Below are 24,695 nucleotides of genomic sequence, written 5' to 3'. Positions count from 1 at the left end.
AGATAATTGTGAAGCTTACGCGTAACCGTAGGTCATCAGGCGCTGGTAACGGCGGTTGAGCAGATCTTCTGTGCTCAGCACGTCCAGGTCCGCCAGGTCTGCCAGCAGCTGCGCTTTCAGAGACGCTGCCATCACTTCCGGCTTACGATGTGCACCACCCAGCGGTTCCGGAATGATGGAATCGATCAGCTTCAGCTCTTTCAGGCGTGGCGCAATGATGCCCATTGCTTCTGCAGCCAGCGGCGCTTTGTCGGCGCTTTTCCACAGAATGGACGCACAGCCTTCCGGGGAGATAACGGAATAGGTACTGTACTGCAGCATATTCACTTTATCGCCCACGCCAATTGCCAGCGCACCGCCGGAGCCACCTTCACCGATAACGGTACAGATGACCGGCACCTTCAGACGAGACATCTCGCGCAGGTTGCGCGCGATGGCTTCAGACTGACCGCGCTCTTCCGCGCCCACGCCAGGGTAAGCACCCGGTGTGTCGATGAAGGTGATGATTGGCATGTTGAAACGCTCAGCCATCTCCATGAGACGCAGGGCTTTACGGTAGCCTTCTGGTGCTGGCATACCGAAGTTACGACGGATTTTCTCTTTGGTTTCACGACCCTTCTGATGACCAATGATCATCACCGGGCGTCCGTCCAGACGCGCGATACCGCCAACGATAGCTTTGTCGTCAGCGTATGCGCGATCGCCTGCCAGTTCGTCAAATTCGTCAAACGCCAGGCGGACATAATCCAGGGTGTACGGACGCTGCGGATGGCGAGCCAGCTGGGCCACCTGCCATGCGCCGAGATCGGCAAAGATTTTGCGCGTCAGCTCTACGCTTTTCTCGCGCAGACGATGCACTTCTTCGTCGATGTTAATATCCAGTTTTTCATCCTGACGGCTTACCGCTGTCAGAGAATCGATTTTCGCTTCCAGCTCAGCAATCGGCTGTTCGAAATCAAGGAAATTCAGACTCATAGTATTCCTGTATTAGTCAAACTCCAGTTCCACCTGCTCCGAACCAATGAGGCCACGGAGATCGTTCAGTAAACGATCGCTCGGAGAGACACGCCACGTTGCACCAAAGCGCAACCGCGCACGTGCATCCGCCCTCTGATAGTAGAGATGTACTGGAATTGTCCCCGAGCGGTGGGGTTCCAGAGACTGACGGAGTCGGTTTAAAAGCTGGTCATCAATTTGCCTGTCCGTCAGCGAGATAGCAAGCCCGCGAGCATATTTTTCCCGGGCTTCGTCAATGTCCATCACTTCGCGGGCGGTCATTTTAAGCCCCCCACTGAAGTCATCAAAGCTGACCTGTCCGCTGACGATAAGTATGCGGTCTTTTTCCAGCAATTGCTGGTATTTATCCAACGCGTCGGTGAACAGCATCACCTCCAGACGCCCGGAACGGTCATCCAACGTACAGATGCCGATACGATTGCCGCGCTTGGTGACCATAACCCTTGCAGCAATCACGAGCCCCGCAGCCGTAGTGATTTTACCACGTTCTGTCGGATGCATGTCTTTAAGCCTGTGGCCGCCGACATAGCGCTCAATTTCTTTAATGTACTGGTTGATCGGGTGTCCCGTCAGGTACAAGCCTAACGTTTCACGCTCCCCATCCAGTACCACCTGTTCTGGCCACGGCTGGCAGTTGGAATAGGATTGCTCGATCTGCTCTGGCTCTTCCGCCAGCACACCGAACATATCCGCCTGACCAATGGCTTCCGCTTTTGCGTGCTGATCCGCCGCTTTCAGGGCGTCGCCGAGGGAATTCATCAGCGCGGCGCGGTGCGGCCCCAGCCTGTCAAACGCGCCGGACATGATCAGTTTTTCCAGCACGCGACGGTTCAGTTTTTTGGTATCGGTACGGGCGCAAAGATCGAACAGTTCGCGGAAATACCCGCCGTTGTTGCGCGCTTCGATGATCGCCTCGATCGGACCTTCGCCTACGCCTTTGATCGCGCCGATCCCGTAAACGATCTCTCCGTCATCGTTGACGTGGAAGTGGTAGAGCCCTGAGTTAATATCCGGCGGCAGGATCTTGAGTCCCATGCGCCAGCACTCGTCCACCAGGCCAACCACCTTCTCGGTGTTATCCATATCGGCCGTCATTACCGCCGCCATAAATTCAGCAGGATAGTGCGCCTTCAGCCACAGCGTTTGATACGACACCAAAGCATAGGCGGCGGAGTGAGATTTGTTAAATCCGTACCCGGCGAATTTCTCCACCAGGTCGAAGATTTTCATCGCCAGCTCGCCATCAACGCCGTTTTTCTTCGCCCCATCTTCAAAAATGGAGCGCTGCTTGGCCATCTCTTCCGGCTTTTTCTTACCCATAGCACGACGCAGCATGTCCGCGCCGCCGAGCGTATAGCCGGAAAGCACCTGGGCAATCTGCATGACCTGTTCCTGGTACAGGATTATGCCGTATGTTGGTTCCAGTACCGGCTTCAGGCTTTCGTGCTGCCACTGAACGTCCGGGTAAGAAATCTCTTCGCGACCGTGCTTACGGTCGATAAAGTTATCTACCATCCCTGACTGCAGTGGGCCCGGACGGAACAGGGCGACCAGTGCGATCATATCTTCGAAGCAGTCAGGCTGCAGACGTTTAATCAGATCTTTCATGCCGCGGGATTCAAGCTGGAAGACGGCTGTCGTCTCCGAGCGCTGCAGCATGTCGAAACTTTTCTTGTCATCCAGCGGGATGGCGGCAATGTCTATCGGCTCAAGACCCTGCTTTTCCCGGCGCGGGTTGATCATCTTCAGCGCCCAGTCGATGATCGTCAGCGTACGCAGGCCGAGGAAGTCAAACTTCACCAGCCCGGCGTATTCCACGTCGTTCTTATCAAACTGAGTAACCGGATGCTCACCGGCTTCATCGCAGTAGAGCGGCGCGAAGTCGGTAATTTTGGTCGGCGCAATAACCACGCCCCCCGCATGCTTACCGGCGTTACGCGTGACGCCTTCAAGCTTGCGCGCCATGTCGATCAGCGCTTTGACCTCTTCGTCCGCCTCGTAGATTTCCGGCAGCTGCGGCTCGGCTTCAAACGCTTTTGCCAGCGTCATGCCCGGATCGGGCGGCACCAGCTTAGAAATGCGATCGACAAACCCGTACGGGTGGCCCAGCACGCGGCCCACGTCGCGGATAACCGCTTTTGCCGCCATCGTACCGAAGGTAATGATCTGCGATACCGCGTCACGGCCGTACATATCGGCGACGTGCTCAATCACCTGGTCGCGTTTCTCCATGCAGAAGTCGACGTCGAAGTCGGGCATCGAGACACGTTCCGGGTTGAGGAAACGTTCGAACAGCAGGTCGAATTCCAGCGGATCGAGGTCGGTAATTTTCAGCGCATACGCCACCAGCGAACCTGCACCGGAGCCACGCCCCGGCCCGACCGGCACGCCGTTATCTTTCGACCACTGGATAAACTCCATAACGATCAGGAAGTAGCCCGGGAAGCCCATCTGGTTGATCACCTGGAGTTCAATGTCCAGGCGTTCGTCATACTCAGGACGACGCTTTTTACGCTCTTCTTCATCCGGGAACAGGAATTCCAGACGCTCTTCCAGACCTTCTTTTGATTTCGCGACCAGGAAATCTTCCGTGGTCATGTCACCCGTCGGGAACTGCGGCAGGAAGTATTCGCCGAGGCGGACGGTAACGTTGCAGCGCTTGGCGATCTCTACGCTGTTTTCCAGCGCTTCGGGAATATCGGAGAAGAGTTCACACATCTCCTCCTCGCTGCGCATGTACTGTTGAGCGGAGTAATTACGCGGCCGTTTCGGATCGTCGAGCGTAAAGCCATCGTGGATCGCCACGCGAATTTCGTGCGCGTCAAAATCTCCCGGTTCGAGAAAGCGTACATCGTTTGTCGCGACGACGGGCAGACCGCGTTCTTCCGCAAGTGCGACCGCCGCATGAAGATAGCTCTCTTCGTCCTGGCGACCGGTGCGGATCAACTCCAGATAATAACGATCCGGGAAATACTCTTCGTAGAACGAGACGCATTGATCCACCAGCGCGCTGTTACCGCGCAGCAGTGATTTGCCGACGTCACCCATACGGCCACCGGAGATCAGCAGCAGCCCTTCGTTGAGCTCGGCCAGCCAGTCGCGGTCGATCCACGGGCCCAGCGCACCATATCCGCGCTGATAGGCTTTTGAGATAAGCAGCGTGAGGTTTTGGTAACCCGTGTTGTTCATCGCCAGCACGGAGATTTGCGTCAGTTCATCCCCGATGAGGTCGCTCTGCACGTGGAAATCCGCGCCGACGATGGGCTTTATCCCCGCGCCGTGCGCTGTTCCGTAGAACTTCACCAGGCCACACAGGTTGGTAAAATCGGTGATCGCCAGCGCAGGCATGCCAAGGGAGGCCGCCTTTTTTACCAGCGGCCCGGTCTTCGCCAGCCCATCGATCATGGAGTAGTCGCTATGCACCCGCAGGTGTACGAAACGTGGTTCAGCCATCTTCAGATTCCGCGTTACTTAATTGCTTGCGTATTGATTCAGGACACCCGTCCCAGCGCGCGTTTCACCGGGCCGAAACTGCGCCGGTGGTGTTCGGTTGCGCCATGTTCAGCCAGTCTCTCCAGGTGGAAAGGTGTGGGATACCCCTTGTGCTGGGCGAAACCGTACTGAGGGTAAGTGAGGTCCAGCGCGGCCATTTCAGCGTCGCGCGTCACTTTGGCAATAATAGAAGCTGCGCTAATTTCTGCGACCCGGCTATCGCCTTTGACTACCGCCATTGAAGGCATGGGCAATGCCGGACAGCGGTTGCCGTCAATCAGGACATATTCCGGGGAAATTTTCAGGCCCGCTACCGCACGCTGCATCGCCAGCATCGTGGCGTGCAAAATATTCAGTTCATCTATTTCATGCGGTTCAGCGCGCCCCAGGCTCCAGGCCAGCGCCTTCTCCTGAATCTCACTAAACAGCGCCAGCCGGCGCTTTTCAGACAATTTTTTAGAGTCGTTCAGCCCGACGATCGGCCGAGCCGGATCGAGGATCACCGCAGCGGTCACCACTGCCCCGACTAACGGACCACGACCCACTTCGTCCACGCCCGCCACAAGGTGGGTGTGAGGATAAACAAATTCCATCATTTCGCTAGCTCCAGCACCGCATCGGCCGCTTGCTCATCAGCATTACAGCGGATCAGTTGATGCAGTTCGCGGAAGGTATCGTGCATCTGGTGGCTGGTCTTGCCGTTGGCGAGCAGCGGCAGCAGCGCATCGGCAAGCGCCTGCGGCTGGCACTCATCCTGCAGCAGTTCTTTCACCAGCTCGCGCCCGGCAAGCAGGTTCGGCAGGGAGACATAATCCGTTTTCACCAGACGTTTTGCCAGCCAGAAAGTGAACGGCTTCATGCGATAACCGACCACCATCGGACATTTCGCCAGCATGCATTCCAGCGCCGCCGTGCCGGAGGCCAGCAGTGCGGCATCGCTCGCATACATCGCTTCCCGCCCTTTGCCGTCCAGAAGACGGACGTGGAGATCCGGGGCGACGTCAGCTTTGATGCGCTCAAACTGCTCGCGGCGTTTGGCATTCACCAGCGGCACGACAACTTCGAGATCGGGGTACGTCTGGCGAAGAATTTGCGCTGTCTTGAGGAAATCGGCGCTCAGCATCTCAACCTCTGCGCCACGGCTGCCCGGCAGCAAGGCCAGACAGTGCACATCATGGGGAATGCCCAGCACGTCGCGCGCCGCGTTTTTATCCGGATCCAAGGGCATCGCATCAGCCATGGTATGACCGATAAAACGGCACGGAACATTAAATCTGTCGTAAAACGCTTTTTCGAAAGGCAGAAAAGCCAGCACCAGGTTGGTGGACCGTCCGATTTTGAAAACGCGTTTCTGTCGCCACGCCCAGACGGACGGACTGACGTAGTGAATCGTTTTGATACCCTGCTTTTTCAGATTCCCTTCGAGGGTAATGTTGAAATCAGGTGCATCGATACCGACAAACACATCGGGTTTGAGTTCGGTAAAACGACGGGTGAGATCGGCGCGGATGTGCAGCAAACGGCGTAGCCGCCCCAGCACCTCAACGATGCCCATCACGGCGAGCTCTTCCATTTCATACCAGGCTTCACAGCCTTCGGCCTGCATTAGCGGGCCAGCAACGCCGATAAAGCGAGCATTGGGTACACGCGCCTTAAGCGCGCGGATGAGACCTGCACCAAGAATATCGCCGGAGGTTTCTCCGGCGACCAGGGCTATCGTAAGCGGACGACTGTCGACCATTAACGAATCAGCCCCCTAGTAGAACGGTCAAAGAATTCCATGAACGCGTTCACTTCCGGGTGCTTATTCGCCAGCTCGGCAATTTCCGGCTTCGCCTCTTCCAGCGTTTTACCGCTACGGTACAGCAGTTTGTACGCGTTGCGGATGGCAGTAATCGCTTCGCGACTAAAACCACGACGCTTGAGGCCTTCGATGTTCACGCCAAACGGCGTGGCATGGTTGCCCTGCGCAATCACATACGGTGGGACGTCCTGCGCCACACCGGAGCATCCGCCAACCATCACGTGCGCACCAATGATGCAGAACTGATGGACTGCGGTCATGCCGCCAATAATTGCGAAGTCATCAACCGATACGTGTCCTGCCAGCGTTGCGTTGTTGGCAAGAATACAGCGGTCACCTACGGTACAGTCGTGCGCGATATGCGCATTAACCATAAACAGGTTATCGCTGCCCACCTTCGTCAACCCACCACCCTGTACTGTTCCACGATGAATGGTGACGCTTTCGCGAATACGGTTACGATCGCCAATTTCCAGACGGGTCGACTCACCAGCATATTTCAGATCCTGGTTAACTTCGCCGATGGAAGCGAACTGATAGATCTCGTTATTGCAGCCAATGGTCGTGTGACCGTTCACGACAACGTGAGATTTCAGTACTGTACCCTCACCAATTTCGACATGGGGTCCAACAATACAAAACGGGCCAATATGGACGTTAGCGCCAATGATGGCACCGGTTTCCACAATAGCGGTAGGATGAATAAAGGCGGATTTATCAATCACGTATCAGGACTCCCGGCTACGAGCACACATCATCGTCGCTTCGCAAACAACTTTGCCGTCAACCAGCGCTACGCCTTTGAAGCGAGTCAGGCCACGACGCGTTTTTTCAAAAGTGACTTCCATGATCATCTGATCACCAGGCACGACAGGGCGCTTAAAGCGCGCTTCATCAATACCCGCGAAGTAATACAGCTCACCTGGCTCCAGTTTACCGACGCTTTTAAACGCCAGAATACCGGTAGCCTGAGCCATCGCTTCCAGAATCAACACACCCGGGAAGATAGGCTTACCAGGGAAGTGCCCCTGGAAGAACGGCTCGTTCACGGAAACATTTTTCACTGCGCGCAGAAAACGACCTTCTTCAAAATCCAGCACACGGTCTACCAGCAGAAACGGGTAGCGGTGCGGCAGAAGTTCTAAAATCTCTTCAATATGCAGAGTATGAGTGTCAGTAGTCAAAATACTCTTCCTGTCAAAATGTACTGATAACAATAATAACACGGCCTGCCGGTTTATTAGAAAGCCGACAGGCCGGGAAAAATAGCGTTAAACGGATGACGCTTAATCTTGTTGATCGATCTTACGCTCAAGAGACTTGAGGCGCTTGTTCATATCATCAATGTTCATCACCAGAGCTGCTGTTTTACGCCATACCTTGTTGGGCTGAAGCGGAATGCCCGAGGAATAGACGCCAGGTTCAGTGATAGGACGCATTACCATGCCCATTCCCGTCACAGTGACCTTGTCGCATATTTCCATATGGCCATTAATCACGCTCGCGCCGCCAATCATGCAATAACGGCCAATTTTCAGGCTGCCTGCCATGATGACGCCACCCGCAACCGCGGTATTGTCGCCAATCACAACGTTATGCGCAATCTGGCACTGGTTATCGATGATAACACCATTGCCAATGATCGTGTCGTCAAGCGCGCCACGGTCAATGGTGGTACAGGCGCCGATCTCTACGCGATCGCCAATAATAACGCGACCAAGCTGCGGGATCTTAACCCAGTTACCGCGATCGTTAGCGTAACCAAAGCCATCTGAACCAATCACGGTGCTGGACTGGACGAGGCAATTTTCGCCAATTTCAACGTCATGATAAACGGACACGTTGGCCCATAAACGGGTTCCGGCGCCGATTTTCGTATTTTTCCCAACGAAGCAACCAGGGCCAATGACGACGTTATCGCCCAGCACAACGCCGGATTCGATAACCGCATTCGCGCCAACGGCGACGTTGTTACCAAGCCGGGCCGTCGCATCAATCGCTGCACTGGCAGCAATGTTCTGGGCCGGCTGCGGCGTGGTATCGAGAATTTGAGCCATGCGTGCATACGTCAGGTAGGGGTTTTTCACTACCAGTGCGCTTACAGTGGCAAATGGAAGATCGTCCTGCGTCAGTACAACAGCTGACGCCTGGCATTGAGCCAGTTGCTCACGGTACTTAGGGCTTACCATGAAGGTAATCGTGCCAGCTTTAGCAGATTGCATGGACGCAACAGCGGTGATGACGATATCGCCATCACCGTGTAATTCTGCATCCAACTGCTGAGCTAAATCAGCCAGTCGAATTGAAGGCATTACTTATTTAACCTGTTTCAGAACATCAGCAGTGATGTCTTTAACATCTTTGCTGTTGAAAGCAACGGCGTTCGCATCAACAACCAGATCGATGCTCTGATCGGCAGCCACTGCTTTAACAGCGCTCTGAATGCGAGTCACCAGCTTGCCGCGTTCTTCGTTAGAACGACGCTGACGATCCTGCTCGAAAGCCTGCGCTTTCTGGGAGAACGTCTGGCGCTGAGCCATTACGTCTTTTTCCAGCTTGCTGCGGTCGCTTGCCTTCATGGTAGAACCATCACGCTGCAGACGCTGCATTTTGGACTGAAGATCGTTTTCCATACCCTGCAGTTCGCTTGCACGGCCTTTGAATTCGTTTTCCAGAGTCGCAGAAACACCTGTTTTCTGTGCAACCTGCTGGAACAAATTACCCATGTTGACGATTGCAATTTTGTCTGCTGCCTGAGCAGAAGTTGCCATCGCTAAACCGAGACCTGCAGCTAATAACCACTTTTTCACAATTAACTCCTTACCATCCCATTGGCACCAGAAGGTACCGTTCTTTGCGTGGCAAGGCGACCGTGTTACCGATCGCCAGTTGTCAGCGCTACACTGCCAACGCATTCCTTTGCAGCGGATTATTACCAGGTTTTACCAATGTTAAACTGGAATTGCTCCGCTTTGTCTCCATCGTATTTCTTAAACGGCTGGGCGTAAGAGAAGACCAACGGCCCCAGCGGTGACATCCATTGTAATGCGATACCGGCAGACATGCGAATATTGCTCGGATCGCTGTAGTCTGGAACGCCCTCTGCGCGCATCTGGGCAGTATTCTGCCAGTTGGTATCCCACACGGTACCTGCATCCCAGAAGAAGGACGTACGGACCGAGTTCGCGTATTTATCACTGATAAACGGCGTTGGCGTGATGAACTCCAGGCTGGCAACGGCCATGGCGTTACCGCCCACCGCGTCATCAGAGCTACAGACTTCGGAAGAGGAAGACTTATTACAGTTATCTTTGTCGTTCCCGCCGTAGTAAACCGCTTTCGGACCAATGTTGTTGGACTGGAAACCACGAACGGTGCTGGAGCCACCCGCATAGAAGTTTTCATAGAACGGCAGTTCTTTGCCACCCAGACCATCGCCATAGCCCCAACGGGTACGACCCAGAACCACCCACTTATGATCGTCATCGATCGGGAAGTAGGATGCGGTATCAAGCGTGACCTTATAGAACTCGTTATCGGAACCCGGAACTGTAACTTTACCGTTCAGGTTGACGCGAGAACCTTCCGTTGGGAAGTAGCCGCGGTCGAGACGGTTATAGGTCCAACCGTAGTTAAAGGTGAAGTCATCCGCCGCGAAGCCATTGTCATGACCAGTTTTGCTGGTTGACTGGCCGATAGAGTCCAGATAACGCCACATCGCCACCTGAGGTTGCATGTTGGACAGGTCGTTATGCACGTAACCTAAGCCCGCACGCAGGGTGTTGTATTCGTTAACCGGGAAGCCAAGCGTACCGTCTACACCGTAACTCTTGTTGGTGTAAGAAGACAGATCCGCGTCGTCTGCTTTAAAGTCGTTATAGAAAATACGACCGCCCAGGCTCACACCGTCAACGGTGAAGTATGGGTTAGTCACAGAGAACTCGGAGTAGGTCTGGTAGTCGTTTTTGGTGCCGTTAATACCGACAGAGTAACCTGTACCCAGCCAGTTATCCTGCTGCACGCCGACCTGGAAGCTGACGCCGCTTTCAGTACCGTAGCCCACACCGAAGTTGAAGCTACCGGTGTTGCGCTCTTTCACTTTATAAACGACATCAACCTGATCCGGGCTGCCCGGTACGCGCTGGGTATCGGTATCCACCGTTTCAAAATAACCCAGACGGTTCAGACGCTCTTTACCCTGATCAACGAGGTCGCTACCCAACCATGCGCCTTCCATCTGACGCATTTCGCGACGCAGAACGGAATCTTTGGAGGTGTCGTTACCGACGAAGCGGATCTTACGCACGTAGAAACGGTTGCCCGCATCAACATTCACATGCAGCTTAACGGTTTTATCCGCGTCATTGATTTCAGGCTGAGTCTGTACGCGCGGATAGGCATAACCATAGCGGCCGAGCAGCTTCTTAATGCTGTCTTCCATTTTGGTTACTTTGGAACCGCTATACAGGTCGCCTGGCTGAATTTTGGTCAGCGATTCGATTTCGGCAGAATGCCCCGCCAGATTACCACTCACTTCAACACCAGAAAGCTTGTACTGCTCGCCTTCAGTGATGTTAACCGTGATGTAGATACCTTTCTTGTCCGGAGTCAGACTGACCTGAGTCGAGTCGATGTTGAAACGCGCATAGCCACGATCGAGATAGTAGCTGCGCAGGGTTTCAAGGTCGCCCGCCAGTTTCTGTTTCTGGTATTTGCGATCGCCTACCACGTTCCACCATGGCACTTCATCGCGCAGCTGGAAGGTGGAGATCAGTTCGTCGGTGCTGAACGCATGGTTGCCGACAATGTTGATCTGCTGGATCTTCGCAGAAACACCTTCCTGGAAGACCAGCTTCAGGTCAACACGGTTACGTGGCAGCGGAGTAACAACCGCTTTCACGCTGGCGCTGTATTTACCGACGCTGTAGTAGAAGTCTTCCAGACCTTTTTCAATGTCTGAAAGGGTTGTGCGGTCCAGAGATTCACCCACACGAACACCCGATGCTTCAAGGTTTTGCTTGAGCATGTCATCTTTCACCGACTTGTTACCGGAGAAAGTGATACTGGCGATCGTTGGACGTTCTTTTACCTGTACCAGCAGCGTATCACCATCGCGCAGGACGCGAACGTCCTCAAAGTTGCCGGTGGCAAACAGAGCACGGATGGTGTTACTGATATCATCATCATTAACCGTATCGCCGGGGCGTACAGGCATACTGAGGAGGGCCGCACCAACGGCGACACGCTGGAGGCCTTCGAAATGAATGTCTTTCACTACGAACCCGTCAGCACCGTATACGGTGGCGCTGCTAAACAGCAGCGACGCTATGAGCAACTTTTTCATCGCCATCGTTATTATGCGTTCTTCCTAACACTCTCTTACAACCGAGAGAAATCATTGAAAAGTGCAAGCCCCATTAACAGCACCAGCAGAATCGAGCCAATGCGATAACTAAAGTCTTGAACTCGCTCGGATACCGGTCCGCCTTTTAGCTTTTCAATCGCTAAAAACAGCAGATGACCCCCGTCTAAAACGGGAAGCGGGAACAGGTTGATTATCCCAAGGTTCACGCTAATGAGCGCGAGGAACATGAGATAGTAAATCACCCCGAATTCCGCTGACATCCCAGCCCCCTGAGCAATCGAAATTGGCCCACTGAGGTTGTTCAGTTTCACATCACCGGTTATCAATTTCCCCAACATGTTGACCGTCAGCTTCATCAGTTGCCATGTTTTATCCGTGGCTTCAAGGATGGCGCTGAACGGCCCATACTGGCGTATTGTCTTGTACTCATCTGGCAGCGGGATCACTTTTGGCACAACGCCTGCAAACCCTTCTGCCTTTTTGCCGACCGACTTCGTATCCGGAATCAGCGTCAGCGAAAGCGGACTACCCTGCCTTTCAACTTCCAGCGCGAGAGACGTTCCCGGATTATCGCGCACCAGAGTAACAAAGGTCATCCACTCTGTTAATGGTTGACCATCGACTTTAACGATCCTGTCGCCCGCTTGCAAACCCGCTTTGCTCGCTGCCGAATTTGCCTGTACTTCAGCTAATACCGGCTCGATCTGCGGGCCGCGCGGACGAATGCCCAGCGCAGCGACGGGATCCTCTTTGTCTGGCTCGAAACGCCAGTGGCGTAAATCAAGTACTTTGTCCTGACGCGTATCAGAACCAAACGGCGATACGCTGATGGTGGTCTGCGGATCGCCAATTTTGGCTACCAGCTGCAGTCGCACGGCATCCCAATCAGGGGTTTCGATGCCATCAATCGCTTTAAGTTCCATCCCGGATGTAATTTGCGCACTCGCCGCGATGGAGTTGGGGGCAATTTCACCCACTACAGGACGTACGCCAGGGACGCCGATGATAAACACCAGCCAGTACGCAAAAATCGCAAAGATGAAGTTGGCTACCGGTCCGGCAGCAATGATGGCGGCGCGTTGTCCAACGGTTTTATTGTTGAATGCGCTGTGTCGCAGCTCAGGAGCGACAGGCTCGACGCGTTCGTCGAGCATTTTGACGTAGCCGCCCAGCGGAATAAGGGCGATGACAAACTCTGTGCCATGACGATCTGTGCGCGTCCAGAGTGATTTACCAAAACCGATGGAAAACCGCTCTACGCGCACGCCACAGCGGCGAGCAACCCAGAAATGGCCAAATTCATGCACGGTAATCAGTACACCCAGTGCAACAATGAACGCCGCCAGATTCCAGAGAATGCTCAGCATAAAACCTTCCGTTAAATCGTCCCGAATACCAGTAAAAGCAAACACGCAAACACTGGAACAGCCGCTGTCAGGCTATCAATGCGATCCAGTATACCGCCATGCCCTGGAATCAGGTGTCCGCTATCCTTAATCCCTGCTTCGCGCTTAAACATACTTTCGGTCAAATCACCGAGCACGGAGGCAAGCGCAGCAAAAATCGAGCACACCAGCAGTATTGACGGTGCCACTTCAAGATTCGCCCAGACGCCGTAGCCCCAGGAGATGATCGCTGCCGTAAACAGGCCGCCGATGAATCCTTGCCAGGTTTTGCCCGGAGAAACCTTCGGTGCCAGCTTATGTTTGCCAAACAGTTTACCAAACATATAGGCCCCGGAGTCAGCACCCCAGACCAGAATCATTACATAAAGCAGCCAGATCGCACCGCTGTAGTGGTTTTCGTCGTAGTGCCAGGCTCGCAGCGCAACCATACCCCAGAAAAAAGGAATAATTGTGAGCAAACCAAAAATCAGTCGCAGCACTTTTGAATTACGCCATAATGCCGCAGAACCTGGATAAAAAAGAACCAGCAACAGCGCGGCAACCCACCAGGCCAACGATATCCACAAGGAACCGGCAACCAGTGGCTGATGAATATCATGGTGATATTCAGGCAACGTAAACAGCATTATGGCCAGGATAAAGCCACAAAGTACCGCAAGCCATACTCGCTGAGTGCGCGAGGTAAAGCCGCTAAACTGTCCCCATTCCCACGCGGCGAGCATACACACCACCAGCGTGACAATAGCGAATCCCACCGGGGGCAGTAAAAACAGCGCCGCAATGACAATGGGTATTAATACAAAAGCGGAAATCAGGCGATACTTAAGCAAAAGCTACCCCCATCAGGCTTTGTCGCCACCAGGCTCGGTGCCGCCGAAACGACGCTCTCGATTGGCAAAGGCATGCAGCGCACCTTCAAAGTCTTGTTCATCAAAATCGGGCCAAAGAACATCCGTAAAGTAAAGTTCGGCATAGGCAATTTGCCATATCAAAAAGTTACTTATGCGATGTTCCCCCCCTGTCCTAATTACCAAATCCACGGGAGCCTGTTCATTCATGCAGATTTGCTTGCTCAGCGCCTCTTCATCAATTTGGTCGGGTCTCAACAGCCCTTCCTGAACCTGTTCGGCTAGATGCCGAACGCCCTGGATAATATCCCAGCGTCCGCCGTAATTCGCCGCAATATTCAGCGTAAGACCGGTATTATTTTCCGTCAGCGCTTCTGCTTTACGAATCCGTTCCTGCAAACGTGAGTTAAAACGACTGGTATCGCCAATGATACGCAGGCGGACGTTGTGGCGGTGCAGGCTTTTTACTTCGCTGTCTAGCGCCCACACAAACAATTCCATCAACGCAGTCACTTCCTGCAGAGGCCGATTCCAGTTTTCACTGCTAAAAGCATAGAGCGTTAACGCATCAATGCCGTTGTTGGCGGCAAAAGAAACGGCGCGACGAACGGATTTCGCCCCCGCTTTATGCCCAAAGGCTCGTATCTTCCCTTGTCTTTTCGCCCAGCGGCCATTGCCATCCATAATGATTGCTACATGACGGCAGCCATGAGCTGGCAAATTTTCGCTTATTGGTTGATTCGCAGACAACATAACGCGTTTTTTGTCCCTGAAAAGGATTTAACGGTACTCAGGAATACTGAAGCCTATACATAAAAAAGCCGTGTCAAACCACGGCTCACCTGACCACATTAAGTCAAATACCTGCGATCAGGTGGCGCAGACTATATCACTGAAGCCCAACGCTAACAAATAGCACGACGACTAGTGCTTGCTTTATCACCAGCTTGCGAGACGTGTCACCTGTTGGCGCGCAATATTACGCGCAGCTGCATCCACCGCCAGCACCTCTTCCACGCTTTGTGGTTCGCGCAAATCCATCATCTCCAGTACCGATAAATTTAACGACGCGATATCGGTAAAACGAATTTGCTGATTCAGAAATGCCTCAACGGTAATTTCATTGGCTGCATTAAGTGCCGTTGTCGCCGCCTGCCCCTGGTCAAAGGCAGTCATCGCAAGCTTCAGACAAGGATAGCGATCGTAATCTGGTTCACTGAACGTCAGGGAACTTAGCTTGCAGAAATCAAGCGGCTTCACGCCGGATTTCACTCGATTTGGCCACGCCATTGAATGGGCAATCGGCGTACGCATGTCCGGCTCGCCCAACTGCGCCAGCACGCTGCCATCCTGATAACGCACCATCGAATGAATGACCGATTGCGGGTGAATCAGTACTTCCATCTGTTTCGCTGACGCATTAAACAACCAGCGCGCTTCAATGTATTCCAGACCTTTGTTCATCATGGTGGCAGAGTCAACGGAGATTTTACGCCCCATCGACCAGTTCGGATGACGGCACGCCTGATCCGGCGTCATGGCGCGCAGTTCAGACAGTGGCGTTTCACGGAACGGGCCACCAGACCCGGTAAGCAGAATCGACACTACGCCATTCTGCTCCAGGTCAGCGTACCCCAGGTTCTGTTGAAAAGGTTGCGGTAAACTCTGAAAAATCGCGTTGTGCTCGCTGTCGACCGGTAGAAGACGCGCGCCGCGCTGCTTCACCGCGTCCATAAACAGGCGTCCGCAGGTGACTAGCGACTCTTTATTGGCCAGCAGAACGTCCTTACCGGCATCAATCGCGGCAAGCGTCGGCAATAATCCTGCCGCCCCGACAATGGCCGCCATCACCTGATCCACCTCATCCAGCGCCGCCATCTCGCAGGCCGCCTGTTGGCCACTCAGCACCTCGGTTCGGCTGCCCTGTTCAATCAGCCGTGCTCTGAGCAGACGCGCGCTCTCTTCGTCATCCATCACCGCATAGCGGGGCGTAAACTCCAGGCACTGCTCAACCATTCGCTGCACATTCTTACCGGCCACCAGCGCTGTCACGGTGTAAAGTTCAGGATTATGGCGAACAACGTCGAGAGTGCTGCAACCGATGGAACCAGTTGAGCCGAGGAGTGTTAAATGCTTCATGGGATGCCCGAAAAGTTAGACCAGATAAAAGCAAAACGCCGCCAGCAAGACCCGAAGTCCCTCTGAACGGCGTTTATCAGTGTACGACAGAAATCAGAACTGCATCAGTTCCGCTTCTTTTTCTGCCAGCGCCGCATCAATTTTCTTGATGGCAGCGTCGGTCATTTTCTGAATGTCGTCCTGAGAACGACGATCGTCATCTTCACTGATCTCTTTTTCTTTCAGCAGCGCTTTTACTTTATCGTTCGCGTCGCGACGGACGTTACGCACGGATACACGACCCTGCTCAGCTTCGCCACGAACCACTTTGATCAGATCTTTACGACGTTCTTCCGTCAGCGGAGGCAGTGGAACGCGGATGTCTGCGCCCGCAGAGCTTGGGTTCAGTCCGAGGTCAGAGGCCATAATCGCTTTCTCAACGGCCGGGCTCATAGAGCGGTCGAAGACGTTGATTTTCAGCGTACGGGTATCTTCAACCGTCACGCTCGCCAGCTGGCGCAGAGGGGTTGGCGTACCGTAATATTCTACGATGATGCCATCCAGCAGGCTTGGGGAAGCACGGCCAGTACGGATTTTGCTGATTTGGTTTTTGAACGCTTCTACGCATTTGTCCATGCGTACTTCAGCATCTTTTCTGATGTCGTTAATCACGTTACGAATCCTTGAAAACTTGTCTCAGGCAGACTATCCGCCAGCACAGCGCTACAGGTGTGCTAAGTATAGTCGCGTTTAATTCATGACAACGCCAAAGGCGCGCCCGGGTAAGATACCACTACAAAATAAAGCGGAATCTTACCTGTATTTATCGTCAACGGAAATTATTCCGTGATCAAAGTGCCTTCTTTTTCGCCCATGACCACGCGACGCAGTGCGCCAGGCTTGTTCATGTTGAAGACACGGATCGGCAGTTTGTGGTCGCGAGCCAGCGTGAAGGCGGCAAGATCCATCACTTTCAGCTCTTTATCCAGCACTTCGCTGTAACTCAGCTGATCGTACATGGTGGCAGAAGGATCTTTTGCCGGGTCGGCAGTAAACACGCCGTCTACTTTGGTCGCTTTCAGTACCACATCGGCTTCGATCTCGATACCGCGCAGGCAGGCGGCGGAATCGGTCGTAAAGAACGGGTTACCCGTACCGGCGGAGAGGATCACCACGCGGTTGTTGCGCAGCAGGCTGATGGCTTCTGCCCAGCTGTAATTATCGCATACGCCATTCAGTGGAATAGCGGACATCAGGCGGGCGTTCACATAGGCGCGATGGAGCGCATCACGCATCGCCAGGCCATTCATCACGGTTGCCAGCATACCCATGTGGTCGCCCACAACGCGGTTCATCCCCGCTTTCGCCAGACCAGCACCACGGAAAAGGTTGCCACCGCCAATGACCACGCCAACCTGGATACCCAGTTCGACCAGTTCTTTGATTTCCTGTGCCATGCGATCAAGGATGCTTGCGTCAATACCGAAGCCTTCCGATCCCTGCAGCGCTTCGCCACTCAGCTTAAGCAGAATGCGTTTGTACACGGGTTTTGCATTGGTAGCCATGTTTCTTTCCTGAGACTGTCAACGATTAAGATGGGGGTTAATTCTGGCGACATGATATGCCGCAAATCAGTACAGCGATACTGGAGCCTGTCTGATTTCCTGTGACGGGTGACAAAAAGAAGCCGCCCTCAGGCGGCTCCTTTTCAATCATTAAGACTGCTTGGACATTGCAGCAACTTCTGCTGCGAAGTCAGTCTCAACTTTCTCGATGCCTTCGCCCACTTCGAAGCGGATGAAGCCAGTTACGTCAGCGTTGTGCTCTTTCAGCAGCTGAGCAACAGACTTGCTTGGGTCCATTACGAATGGCTGGCCAGTCAGAGAAACTTCACCGGTGAATTTCTTCATGCGGCCTTCAACCATTTTCTCTGCGATTTCTTTTGGTTTACCAGACTGCATCGCGATGTCCAGCTGAACCTGGTACTCTTTCTCAACCACTTCAGCAGACACGTCTTCTGGCTTAACGAATTCTGGCTTGCTTGCAGCGATGTGCATTGCCAGCTGTTTAACCAGCTCTTCGTCAGCGCCTTTAGCCGCAACCAGAACACCGATACGTGCACCGTGCTGGTAAGAGCCCAGAACGTCACCTTCCAGAGAAGATACGCGACGGATGTTGATGTTCTCACCGATTTTAGCAACCAGCGCAACACGTTCTTCTTCGAACTGTGCTTTCAGAACTTCAACGTCAGTGATTTTACCAGCAACAGCTGCGTCCAGAACTTTGTTAGCAAATGCCTGGAAACCGCCATCTTTAGCAACGAAGTCAGTCTGGCAGTTAACTTCCAGAATGATGCCGTAGTTGCCGTCGATCTTAGTGATGATCACGCCGTCAGCAGCAACGTTGCCTGCTTTTTTAGCTGCTTTGATCGCACCGGATTTACGCATGTTTTCGATTGCCAGCTCGATGTCGCCGTTCGCTTCAGTCAGCGCTTTTTTGCAATCCATCATGCCTGCGCCAGTACGCTCGCGCAGCTCTTTTACCAGGGATGCGGTAATTTCAGCCATTCTTAAATCCTCGGGAGATGTGAACTGCCCGGCCGGGGGCCAAACAGTGTAAATTGAAAAAAGGGGCCGGTAATGGGCCCCTATTCATACACGGTACTAATAAGGGGTAAAACCTTATTATTCAGCTTCTACGAAGCTTTCTTCCGCCTGAGAAGCCAGATCCTGGGAACGGCCTTCACGAACGGTAGCAGCTACAGCGCTCAGGTACAGGCTAACAGCACGGATTGCGTCGTCGTTACCCGGGATAACGAAGTCAACACCGTCCGGATCGGAGTTGGTATCAACGATAGCGAATACCGGGATACCCAGGTTGTTAGCTTCTTTGATAGCGATGTGCTCGTGGTCTGCATCGATTACGAACAGCGCGTCTGGCAGGCCGCCCATATCTTTGATACCGCCCAGGCTGTTTTCCAGCTTGTCCAGTTCACGAGTGCGCATCAGCGCTTCTTTCTTAGTCAGCTTGTCGAAAGTACCGTCCTGAGACTGGGTTTCCAGATCTTTCAGGCGCTTGATGGACTGACGAACAGTTTTCCAGTTGGTCAGCATGCCGCCCAACCAGCGATGGTTCACGAAGAACTGGTCGCAGCTGTTAGCAGCATCTTTCACAGCTTCGCTTGCAGCGCGCTTAGTACCAACGAACAGAATCTTACCTTTACGGGAAGAGATCTTGTTCAGCTCAGCCAGGGCTTCGTTGAACATTGGTACAGTTTTCTCAAGGTTGATGATGTGAACTTTGTTACGTGCGCCGAAGATGAAAGGCTTCATTTTCGGGTTCCAGTAACGGGTCTGGTGACCAAAGTGAACACCAGCCTTGAGCATGTCGCGCATGGAAACAGTTGCCATGTTTAAAACCTCTATATTGAAAGTTGGGGTTATGCCTCCACGTATCCCATATTACCGACCCCGAAGGGCACCCCGGAATATGTGCCGATACGTGTGTGTTGTTACACAAAGTGAGATTTGTCGCTTCCGTCCAGCCTGTGTATCTGAGATGGATCGGAAGTCCGGCGCGCTTTATACCACAAAACACGACCAGAAACCAACAGTTGTTGGCGGAGTGTGCTGTTAATGATTCTCAATTTGGCACGGAGCGTGCCTGACTGATACCATTGACGACACTTAGACTAGTATTGTCGAAAAAATCGACACCGATGGACAGATTACATGGCTATCTCTATTAAGACACCTGAAGAAATTGAAAAGATGCGCGTCGCCGGTCGTCTGGCCGCGGAAGTGCTGGAAATGATCGAGCCGTTCGTGAAGCCGGGCGTCAGCACCGGTGAACTGGACCGTATCTGTAACGACTATATCGTGAACGAGCAGCACGCGGTTTCCGCCTGCCTCGGCTACCACGGTTTCCCGAAATCCGTCTGCATCTCTATTAATGAAGTGGTGTGTCACGGTATTCCGGACGATGAAAAACTGCTGAAAGACGGCGACATCGTTAACATCGACGTGACCGTCATTAAAGACGAGTACCACGGTGACACCTCAAAAATGTTCATCGTTGGCAAGCCGACTATTCTTGGCGAGCGTCTGTGCAAAGTGACGCAAGAGAGCCTCTATCTGGCGCTGAAAATGGTTAAACCGGGTATTCGCCTGCGTACCATCGGTGCGGCAATCCAGAAGTTTGTGGAAGCAGAAGGTTTCTCCGTGGTTCGCGAGTACTGCGGTCACGGCATTGGTCGCGTCTTCCATGAAGAGCCGCAGGTTCTGCACTATGATGCAGACGACGGCGGCGTGGTGCTGCAAAAAGGCATGACCTTTACCATTGAGCCGATGGTCAACGCGGGTGATTACCGCATCCGTACCATGAAAGACGGCTGGACGGTGAAAACCAAAGACAGAAGCTTGTCTGCACAGTACGAGCATACTATTGTGGTAACAGACAACGGCTGCGAAATTATGACGTTGCGCAAGGATGACACCATCCCGGCGATACTGACGCACGACGAATGATAAAAAAGCCGGCAAATGCCGGCTTTTTTAATGGCTATAGCTTTTTCTTATGGGTGGCGCACGATGAGTAATCTTTTACCCGAACAGTATGCTAACACAGCACTTCCCACCCTCCCCGACCAGCCCGATAACCCGGGCGTCTGGCCGTCGCACGAGCTGACCTGCGCGCATATTAAAGCCCATATGGATGTTTTCCATCGCTGGCTGGGCAGCGCGTTCGACGCAGGCGTGTCGGCCGAGCAGCTCATTGAAGCGCGCACCGAATTTATCGACCAGCTGCTGCAGCGCCTGTGGATCGATTACGGGTTTGGGCAAATCAGTGATGTTGCGCTGGTTGCCGTCGGGGGCTATGGCCGCGGTGAGCTGCATCCGCTTTCCGATATCGATCTGCTGATCTTAAGCCGCAAAAAGCTGCCGGACGAACAGGCGCAAAAAATTGGCGAACTGCTGACGCTGCTCTGGGACGTGAAGCTGGAAGTCGGCCACAGCGTGCGCACCCTGGAAGAGTGCCTGCTGGAAGGGTTATCGGACCTGACCGTCGCTACCAACCTGATTGAAACCCGCCTGCTGATTGGTGATGTCGCCCTGTTCCTGGAGCTGCAAAAACACATCTTCAGCGACGGCTTCTGGCCGTCAGAAAAGTTCTTCGCCGCGAAGGTCGAGGAGCAAAACCAGCGCCACCAGCGCTATCACGGCACCAGCTATAATCTTGAACCGGATATAAAAAGCAGCCCCGGCGGCCTGCGCGACATCCACACTTTACAGTGGGTCGCCCGCCGCCATTTTGGCGCCACCTCGATGGACGAGATGGTCGGCTTCGGCTTCTTAACCGAGGCCGAGCGTAACGAGCTAAACGAGTGTCTGCACCTGCTCTGGCGCATCCGCTTTGCCCTGCATCTGGAAGTTACGCGCTACGATAACCGTCTGCTGTTTGACCGCCAGCTCAGCGTGGCTCAGCGCCTGAATTACCAGGGCGAAGGTAACGAGCCGGTTGAGCATATGATGAAGGATTTCTTCCGCGTCACCCGTCGGGTGACCGAGCTAAACCAGATGCTGTTGCAGCTGTTCGACGAGGCCATTTTGGCCCTGACGGCCGACGAAAAGCCGCGCCCGATTGATGACGAATTCCAGCTGCGCGGCACGCTTATCGATCTGCGCGACGAAACGCTGTTCATTCGCGAGCCGGAAGCGATTCTGCGGATGTTCTATACCATGGTGCGCAACAGCACCATCACAGGCATCTATTCTACCACCCTGCGCCATCTGCGCCATGCGCGTCGTCATCTGACGCAGCCGCTGTGCTATATCCCGGAAGCGCGTTCGCTGTTCCTGAGCATGCTCCGCCACCCGGGTGCCGTCAGTCGTGGGCTGCTGCCGATGCACCGTCACAGCGTGCTGTGGGCCTATATGCCGCAGTGGTCGCACATCGTCGGGCAGATGCAGTTCGATCTGTTCCACGCCTACACGGTGGATGAACACACGATCCGCGTGATGCTCAAGCTGGAGAGCTTTGCGAAAGAAGAGACGCGCTCCCGCCACCCGCTGTGCGTGGAGCTGTGGCCGCGCCTGACCCATCCGGAACTGATCCTGATTGCCGCCCTGTTCCACGATATCGCCAAAGGTCGCGGCGGTGACCATTCGGTGCTGGGCGCGCAGGACGTACTGAAATTTGCCGAACTGCACGGCCTGAACTCGCGTGAAACGCAGCTGGTGGCCTGGCTGGTTCGCCATCACCTGCTGATGTCGGTCACCGCCCAGCGTCGGGACATTCAGGACCCGGAAGTCATTAAGCAGTTCGCCGAAGAGGTTCAGACTGAAAACCGTCTGCGCTATCTGGTCTGCCTGACGGTGGCCGATATCTGCGCCACCAACGAGACCCTGTGGAACAGCTGGAAGCAGAGCCTGCTGCGCGAGCTGTACTTCGCCACAGAAAAACAGCTGCGCCGCGGGATGCAAAACACCCCGGATATGCGCGAACGCGTACGCCATCATCAGCTGCAGGCGCTGGCGCTGCTGCGGATGGATAACATTGATGAAGAGGCGCTGCATCAGATTTGGGCCCGCTGTCGCGCCAACTATTTTGTCCGCCACAGCCCAAACCAGCTGGCGTGGCACGCGCGGCATCTGCTCAAGCACGATCTGTCCCAGCCGATGATCCTGCTGAGCCCGCAGGCCACCCGCGGCGGGACGGAGATTTTCATCTGGAGCCCGGACCGCCCTTATCTGTTTGCTGCGGTCTGCGCCGAGCTGGACAGGCGTAATCTGAGCGTTCACGACGCGCAGATCTTCACCACCCGCGACGGTATGGCGATGGACACCTTTATCGTGCTTGAGCCGGACGGCAGCCCGCTCTCGGCGGACAGGCATGAAGGGATACGTTTTGGTCTGGAGCAGGCGATTACCCAGCGCAGCTGGCAGCCTCCGCAGCCGCGTCGCCAGCCTGCGAAATTGCGCCACTTTACCGTCGATACCGAGGTCAATTTCCTGCCGACCCACACCGACCGAAAATCGTTCCTGGAGCTGATCGCGCTCGACCAGCCAGGGCTGCTTGCCCGCGTCGGCCAGGTTTTTGCCGATCTGGGAATTTCGCTTCATGGGGCCCGAATTACAACGATTGGCGAGCGAGTAGAAGATTTATTTATAATCGCCACCGCCGACCGGCGTGCCCTTAATAATGACCTGCAGCTTGAAGTGCAACAACGGTTGACAGCAGCCCTCAATCCAAACGATAAAGGGTGATATGTTTTTTAGTGAAATGGAAAGAGTAAACAATGCAGCAGTTACAGAACGTTATTGAGTCCGCTTTTGAGCGTCGCGCCGAGATTACCCCGGCAAATGTGGATACCGTGACCCGTGAAGCGGTAAACCAGGTGATTTCCCTTCTGGATTCCGGCGCGCTGCGCGTGGCAGAAAAAATCGACGGTCAGTGGGTCACTCATCAATGGCTGAAGAAAGCCGTGCTGCTCTCTTTCCGCATCAACGATAACCAGGTTATCGACGGAGCAGAAAGCCGCTACTTCGATAAAGTGCCAATGAAATTCGCTGACTACGACGAAGCGCGTTTCCAGAAAGAAGGTTTCCGCGTGGTACCGCCTGCGGCAGTGCGTCAGGGCGCCTTCATCGCACGCAATACCGTGCTGATGCCATCCTACGTGAACATCGGTGCCTACGTTGACGAAGGCACGATGGTTGACACTTGGGCGACCGTCGGTTCCTGCGCGCAGATCGGTAAAAACGTTCACCTGTCCGGCGGCGTGGGCATCGGTGGTGTTCTGGAGCCACTGCAGGCTAACCCGACCATCATCGAAGACAACTGCTTCATCGGCGCGCGCTCTGAAGTGGTAGAAGGCGTGATCGTTGAAGAAGGCTCCGTGATCTCCATGGGCGTTTACATCGGTCAGAGCACCCGTATTTATGACCGTGAAACCGGCGAAGTTCACTACGGTCGCGTTCCGGCGGGCTCCGTAGTGGTTTCCGGTAACCTGCCGTCAAAAGATGGCAAATACAGCCTCTACTGTGCGGTTATCGTGAAGAAAGTGGATGCGAAAACGCGCGGTAAAGTGGGCATCAATGAATTGCTGCGCACCATCGATTAATCGGGTATAACAAAAAGCGGGGGCAACCCCGCTTTTTTTATATCTTAGGGTGGCGAAAATAGATTTTTTCGTTAATTATTCAAAGGTTATGTTGAGATCAAGGGTACCGCTATGTACGATAATCTGAAAAGTCTGGGCATTACCAATCCTGATGAAATTGATCGTTACAGCCTCCGCCAGGAAGCCAACAACGATATTTTGAAAATCTATTTTCACAAGGACAAAGGAGAGTTTTTCGCCAAAAGCGTGAAGTTTAAATACCCACGCCAGCGTAAAACCGTTGTTGCTGACGGCGTAGGTCAGGGATACAAAGAAGTACAGGAAATCAGCCCTAACCTGCGCTATGTGATCGATGAACTCGATCAGATCTGCCAGCGCGACCGTACCGAAGTCGATCTCAAGCGTAAGATCCTTGACGATCTGCGTCACCTTGAAAGCGTTGTAACTAACAAGATCAGCGAGATTGAAGCGGATCTTGAGAAATTAACCCGGAAATAAAAGCAAAACGGCAATCCTTGATTGC

21 protein-coding genes are annotated in these 24,695 nt (G+C 53.9%); 4 read left to right on the top strand and 17 right to left on the bottom strand.

The genetic code is table 11. The features are described from left to right. Positions 1–15 precede the first annotated feature (15 nt). The 17 genes from accA to rpsB all read right to left on the bottom strand — a co-directional run bounded on the left by accA (position 16) and on the right by rpsB (position 19,460). Positions 16–975, bottom strand: a complete 960-nt coding sequence (gene accA, locus USH94_RS10045; protein ID WP_111963988.1) for an acetyl-CoA carboxylase carboxyl transferase subunit alpha — start codon at positions 973–975, stop codon at positions 16–18. A 12-nt stretch (positions 976–987) separates the two neighbouring features. Further along, a complete protein-coding gene (gene dnaE, locus USH94_RS10040) occupies positions 988–4,470 on the bottom strand; it encodes a DNA polymerase III subunit alpha (protein ID WP_111963989.1) in 3,483 nt (1,160 codons plus the stop codon). 38 nt (positions 4,471–4,508) lie between these two features. After that, positions 4,509–5,105: a ribonuclease HII gene (gene rnhB / locus USH94_RS10035; protein ID WP_008501897.1), complete on the bottom strand. Its 597-nt coding sequence runs from the start codon at positions 5,103–5,105 to the stop codon at positions 4,509–4,511. After that, positions 5,102–6,250, bottom strand: a complete 1,149-nt coding sequence (lpxB, locus tag USH94_RS10030) for a lipid-A-disaccharide synthase (protein ID WP_111963990.1) — start codon at positions 6,248–6,250, stop codon at positions 5,102–5,104. The genes rnhB and lpxB overlap by 4 nt, the downstream gene beginning before the upstream one ends. Continuing rightward, entirely contained in the window at positions 6,250–7,038 is a 789-nt protein-coding gene (gene lpxA, locus USH94_RS10025) for an acyl-ACP--UDP-N-acetylglucosamine O-acyltransferase (RefSeq protein WP_023310462.1), read from the bottom strand. The genes lpxB and lpxA overlap by 1 nt, the downstream gene beginning before the upstream one ends. A gap of 3 nt (positions 7,039–7,041) precedes the next feature. Beyond that, complete coding sequence (fabZ, locus tag USH94_RS10020; RefSeq protein ID WP_010426706.1) at positions 7,042–7,497, bottom strand: 3-hydroxyacyl-ACP dehydratase FabZ; 456 nt, start codon at positions 7,495–7,497, stop codon at positions 7,042–7,044. Positions 7,498–7,599: 102 nt separating this feature from the next. Next, complete coding sequence (gene lpxD / locus USH94_RS10015; protein ID WP_111963991.1) at positions 7,600–8,625, bottom strand: UDP-3-O-(3-hydroxymyristoyl)glucosamine N-acyltransferase; 1,026 nt, start codon at positions 8,623–8,625, stop codon at positions 7,600–7,602. A gap of 3 nt (positions 8,626–8,628) precedes the next feature. Further along, positions 8,629–9,123 (bottom strand): molecular chaperone Skp, encoded by a 495-nt coding sequence (gene skp / locus USH94_RS10010; RefSeq protein WP_111963992.1) that lies wholly within the window; start codon positions 9,121–9,123, stop codon positions 8,629–8,631. A gap of 122 nt (positions 9,124–9,245) precedes the next feature. Beyond that, positions 9,246–11,663, bottom strand: a complete 2,418-nt coding sequence (gene bamA / locus USH94_RS10005; protein WP_111963993.1) for an outer membrane protein assembly factor BamA — start codon at positions 11,661–11,663, stop codon at positions 9,246–9,248. Positions 11,664–11,692: 29 nt separating this feature from the next. Next, positions 11,693–13,045 (bottom strand): sigma E protease regulator RseP, encoded by a 1,353-nt coding sequence (rseP, locus tag USH94_RS10000; RefSeq protein WP_111963994.1) that lies wholly within the window; start codon positions 13,043–13,045, stop codon positions 11,693–11,695. 11 nt (positions 13,046–13,056) lie between these two features. Further along, positions 13,057–13,914: a phosphatidate cytidylyltransferase gene (gene cdsA / locus USH94_RS09995; RefSeq protein ID WP_023310457.1), complete on the bottom strand. Its 858-nt coding sequence runs from the start codon at positions 13,912–13,914 to the stop codon at positions 13,057–13,059. 12 nt (positions 13,915–13,926) lie between these two features. Then, the gene (gene ispU, locus USH94_RS09990) at positions 13,927–14,685 is read right to left on the bottom strand and encodes a (2E,6E)-farnesyl-diphosphate-specific ditrans,polycis-undecaprenyl-diphosphate synthase (RefSeq protein WP_024907522.1); all 759 of its coding nucleotides are present in this window, start codon (positions 14,683–14,685) and stop codon (positions 13,927–13,929) included. A 186-nt stretch (positions 14,686–14,871) separates the two neighbouring features. After that, complete coding sequence (gene ispC / locus USH94_RS09985) at positions 14,872–16,071, bottom strand: 1-deoxy-D-xylulose-5-phosphate reductoisomerase (protein ID WP_111963995.1); 1,200 nt, start codon at positions 16,069–16,071, stop codon at positions 14,872–14,874. 93 nt (positions 16,072–16,164) lie between these two features. After that, positions 16,165–16,722, bottom strand: coding sequence for a ribosome recycling factor (gene frr, locus USH94_RS09980; protein WP_003856180.1), 558 nt, complete (start codon positions 16,720–16,722; stop codon positions 16,165–16,167). A 167-nt stretch (positions 16,723–16,889) separates the two neighbouring features. Then, a complete protein-coding gene (gene pyrH, locus USH94_RS09975; RefSeq protein ID WP_008501910.1) occupies positions 16,890–17,615 on the bottom strand; it encodes a UMP kinase in 726 nt (241 codons plus the stop codon). Positions 17,616–17,765: 150 nt separating this feature from the next. Continuing rightward, the gene (tsf, locus tag USH94_RS09970; protein ID WP_014882627.1) at positions 17,766–18,617 is read right to left on the bottom strand and encodes a translation elongation factor Ts; all 852 of its coding nucleotides are present in this window, start codon (positions 18,615–18,617) and stop codon (positions 17,766–17,768) included. A 117-nt stretch (positions 18,618–18,734) separates the two neighbouring features. After that, complete coding sequence (rpsB, locus tag USH94_RS09965; RefSeq protein ID WP_003856207.1) at positions 18,735–19,460, bottom strand: 30S ribosomal protein S2; 726 nt, start codon at positions 19,458–19,460, stop codon at positions 18,735–18,737. A gap of 321 nt (positions 19,461–19,781) precedes the next feature. Between rpsB and map the strand changes: the two genes are divergently transcribed. From map to USH94_RS09945, 4 genes are all read left to right on the top strand, one after another. Further along, a complete protein-coding gene (map, locus tag USH94_RS09960; RefSeq protein WP_023310454.1) occupies positions 19,782–20,576 on the top strand; it encodes a type I methionyl aminopeptidase in 795 nt (264 codons plus the stop codon). A 63-nt stretch (positions 20,577–20,639) separates the two neighbouring features. After that, positions 20,640–23,315, top strand: coding sequence for a bifunctional uridylyltransferase/uridylyl-removing protein GlnD (glnD, locus tag USH94_RS09955; RefSeq protein WP_109845538.1), 2,676 nt, complete (start codon positions 20,640–20,642; stop codon positions 23,313–23,315). A gap of 32 nt (positions 23,316–23,347) precedes the next feature. Beyond that, positions 23,348–24,172 carry a 2,3,4,5-tetrahydropyridine-2,6-dicarboxylate N-succinyltransferase gene (dapD, locus tag USH94_RS09950; RefSeq protein WP_008501915.1) on the top strand — a complete coding sequence of 275 codons (825 nt, stop codon included), beginning with the start codon at positions 23,348–23,350 and terminating at the stop codon, positions 24,170–24,172. A gap of 111 nt (positions 24,173–24,283) precedes the next feature. After that, on the top strand, positions 24,284–24,670 hold the full coding sequence (locus USH94_RS09945) for a DUF3461 family protein (protein WP_014168696.1): 387 nt from the start codon (positions 24,284–24,286) through the stop codon (positions 24,668–24,670). Positions 24,671–24,695: the final 25 nt, after the last annotated feature.

Source organism: Enterobacter sp. 148H3 (genome assembly GCF_034107425.1).
Taxonomy (GTDB): Bacteria; Pseudomonadota; Gammaproteobacteria; order Enterobacterales; family Enterobacteriaceae; genus Enterobacter; species Enterobacter vonholyi.
The sequence above is the reverse complement of the archived record's forward strand: the minus strand, read 5'-3'. Positions and strand labels throughout refer to the sequence as shown.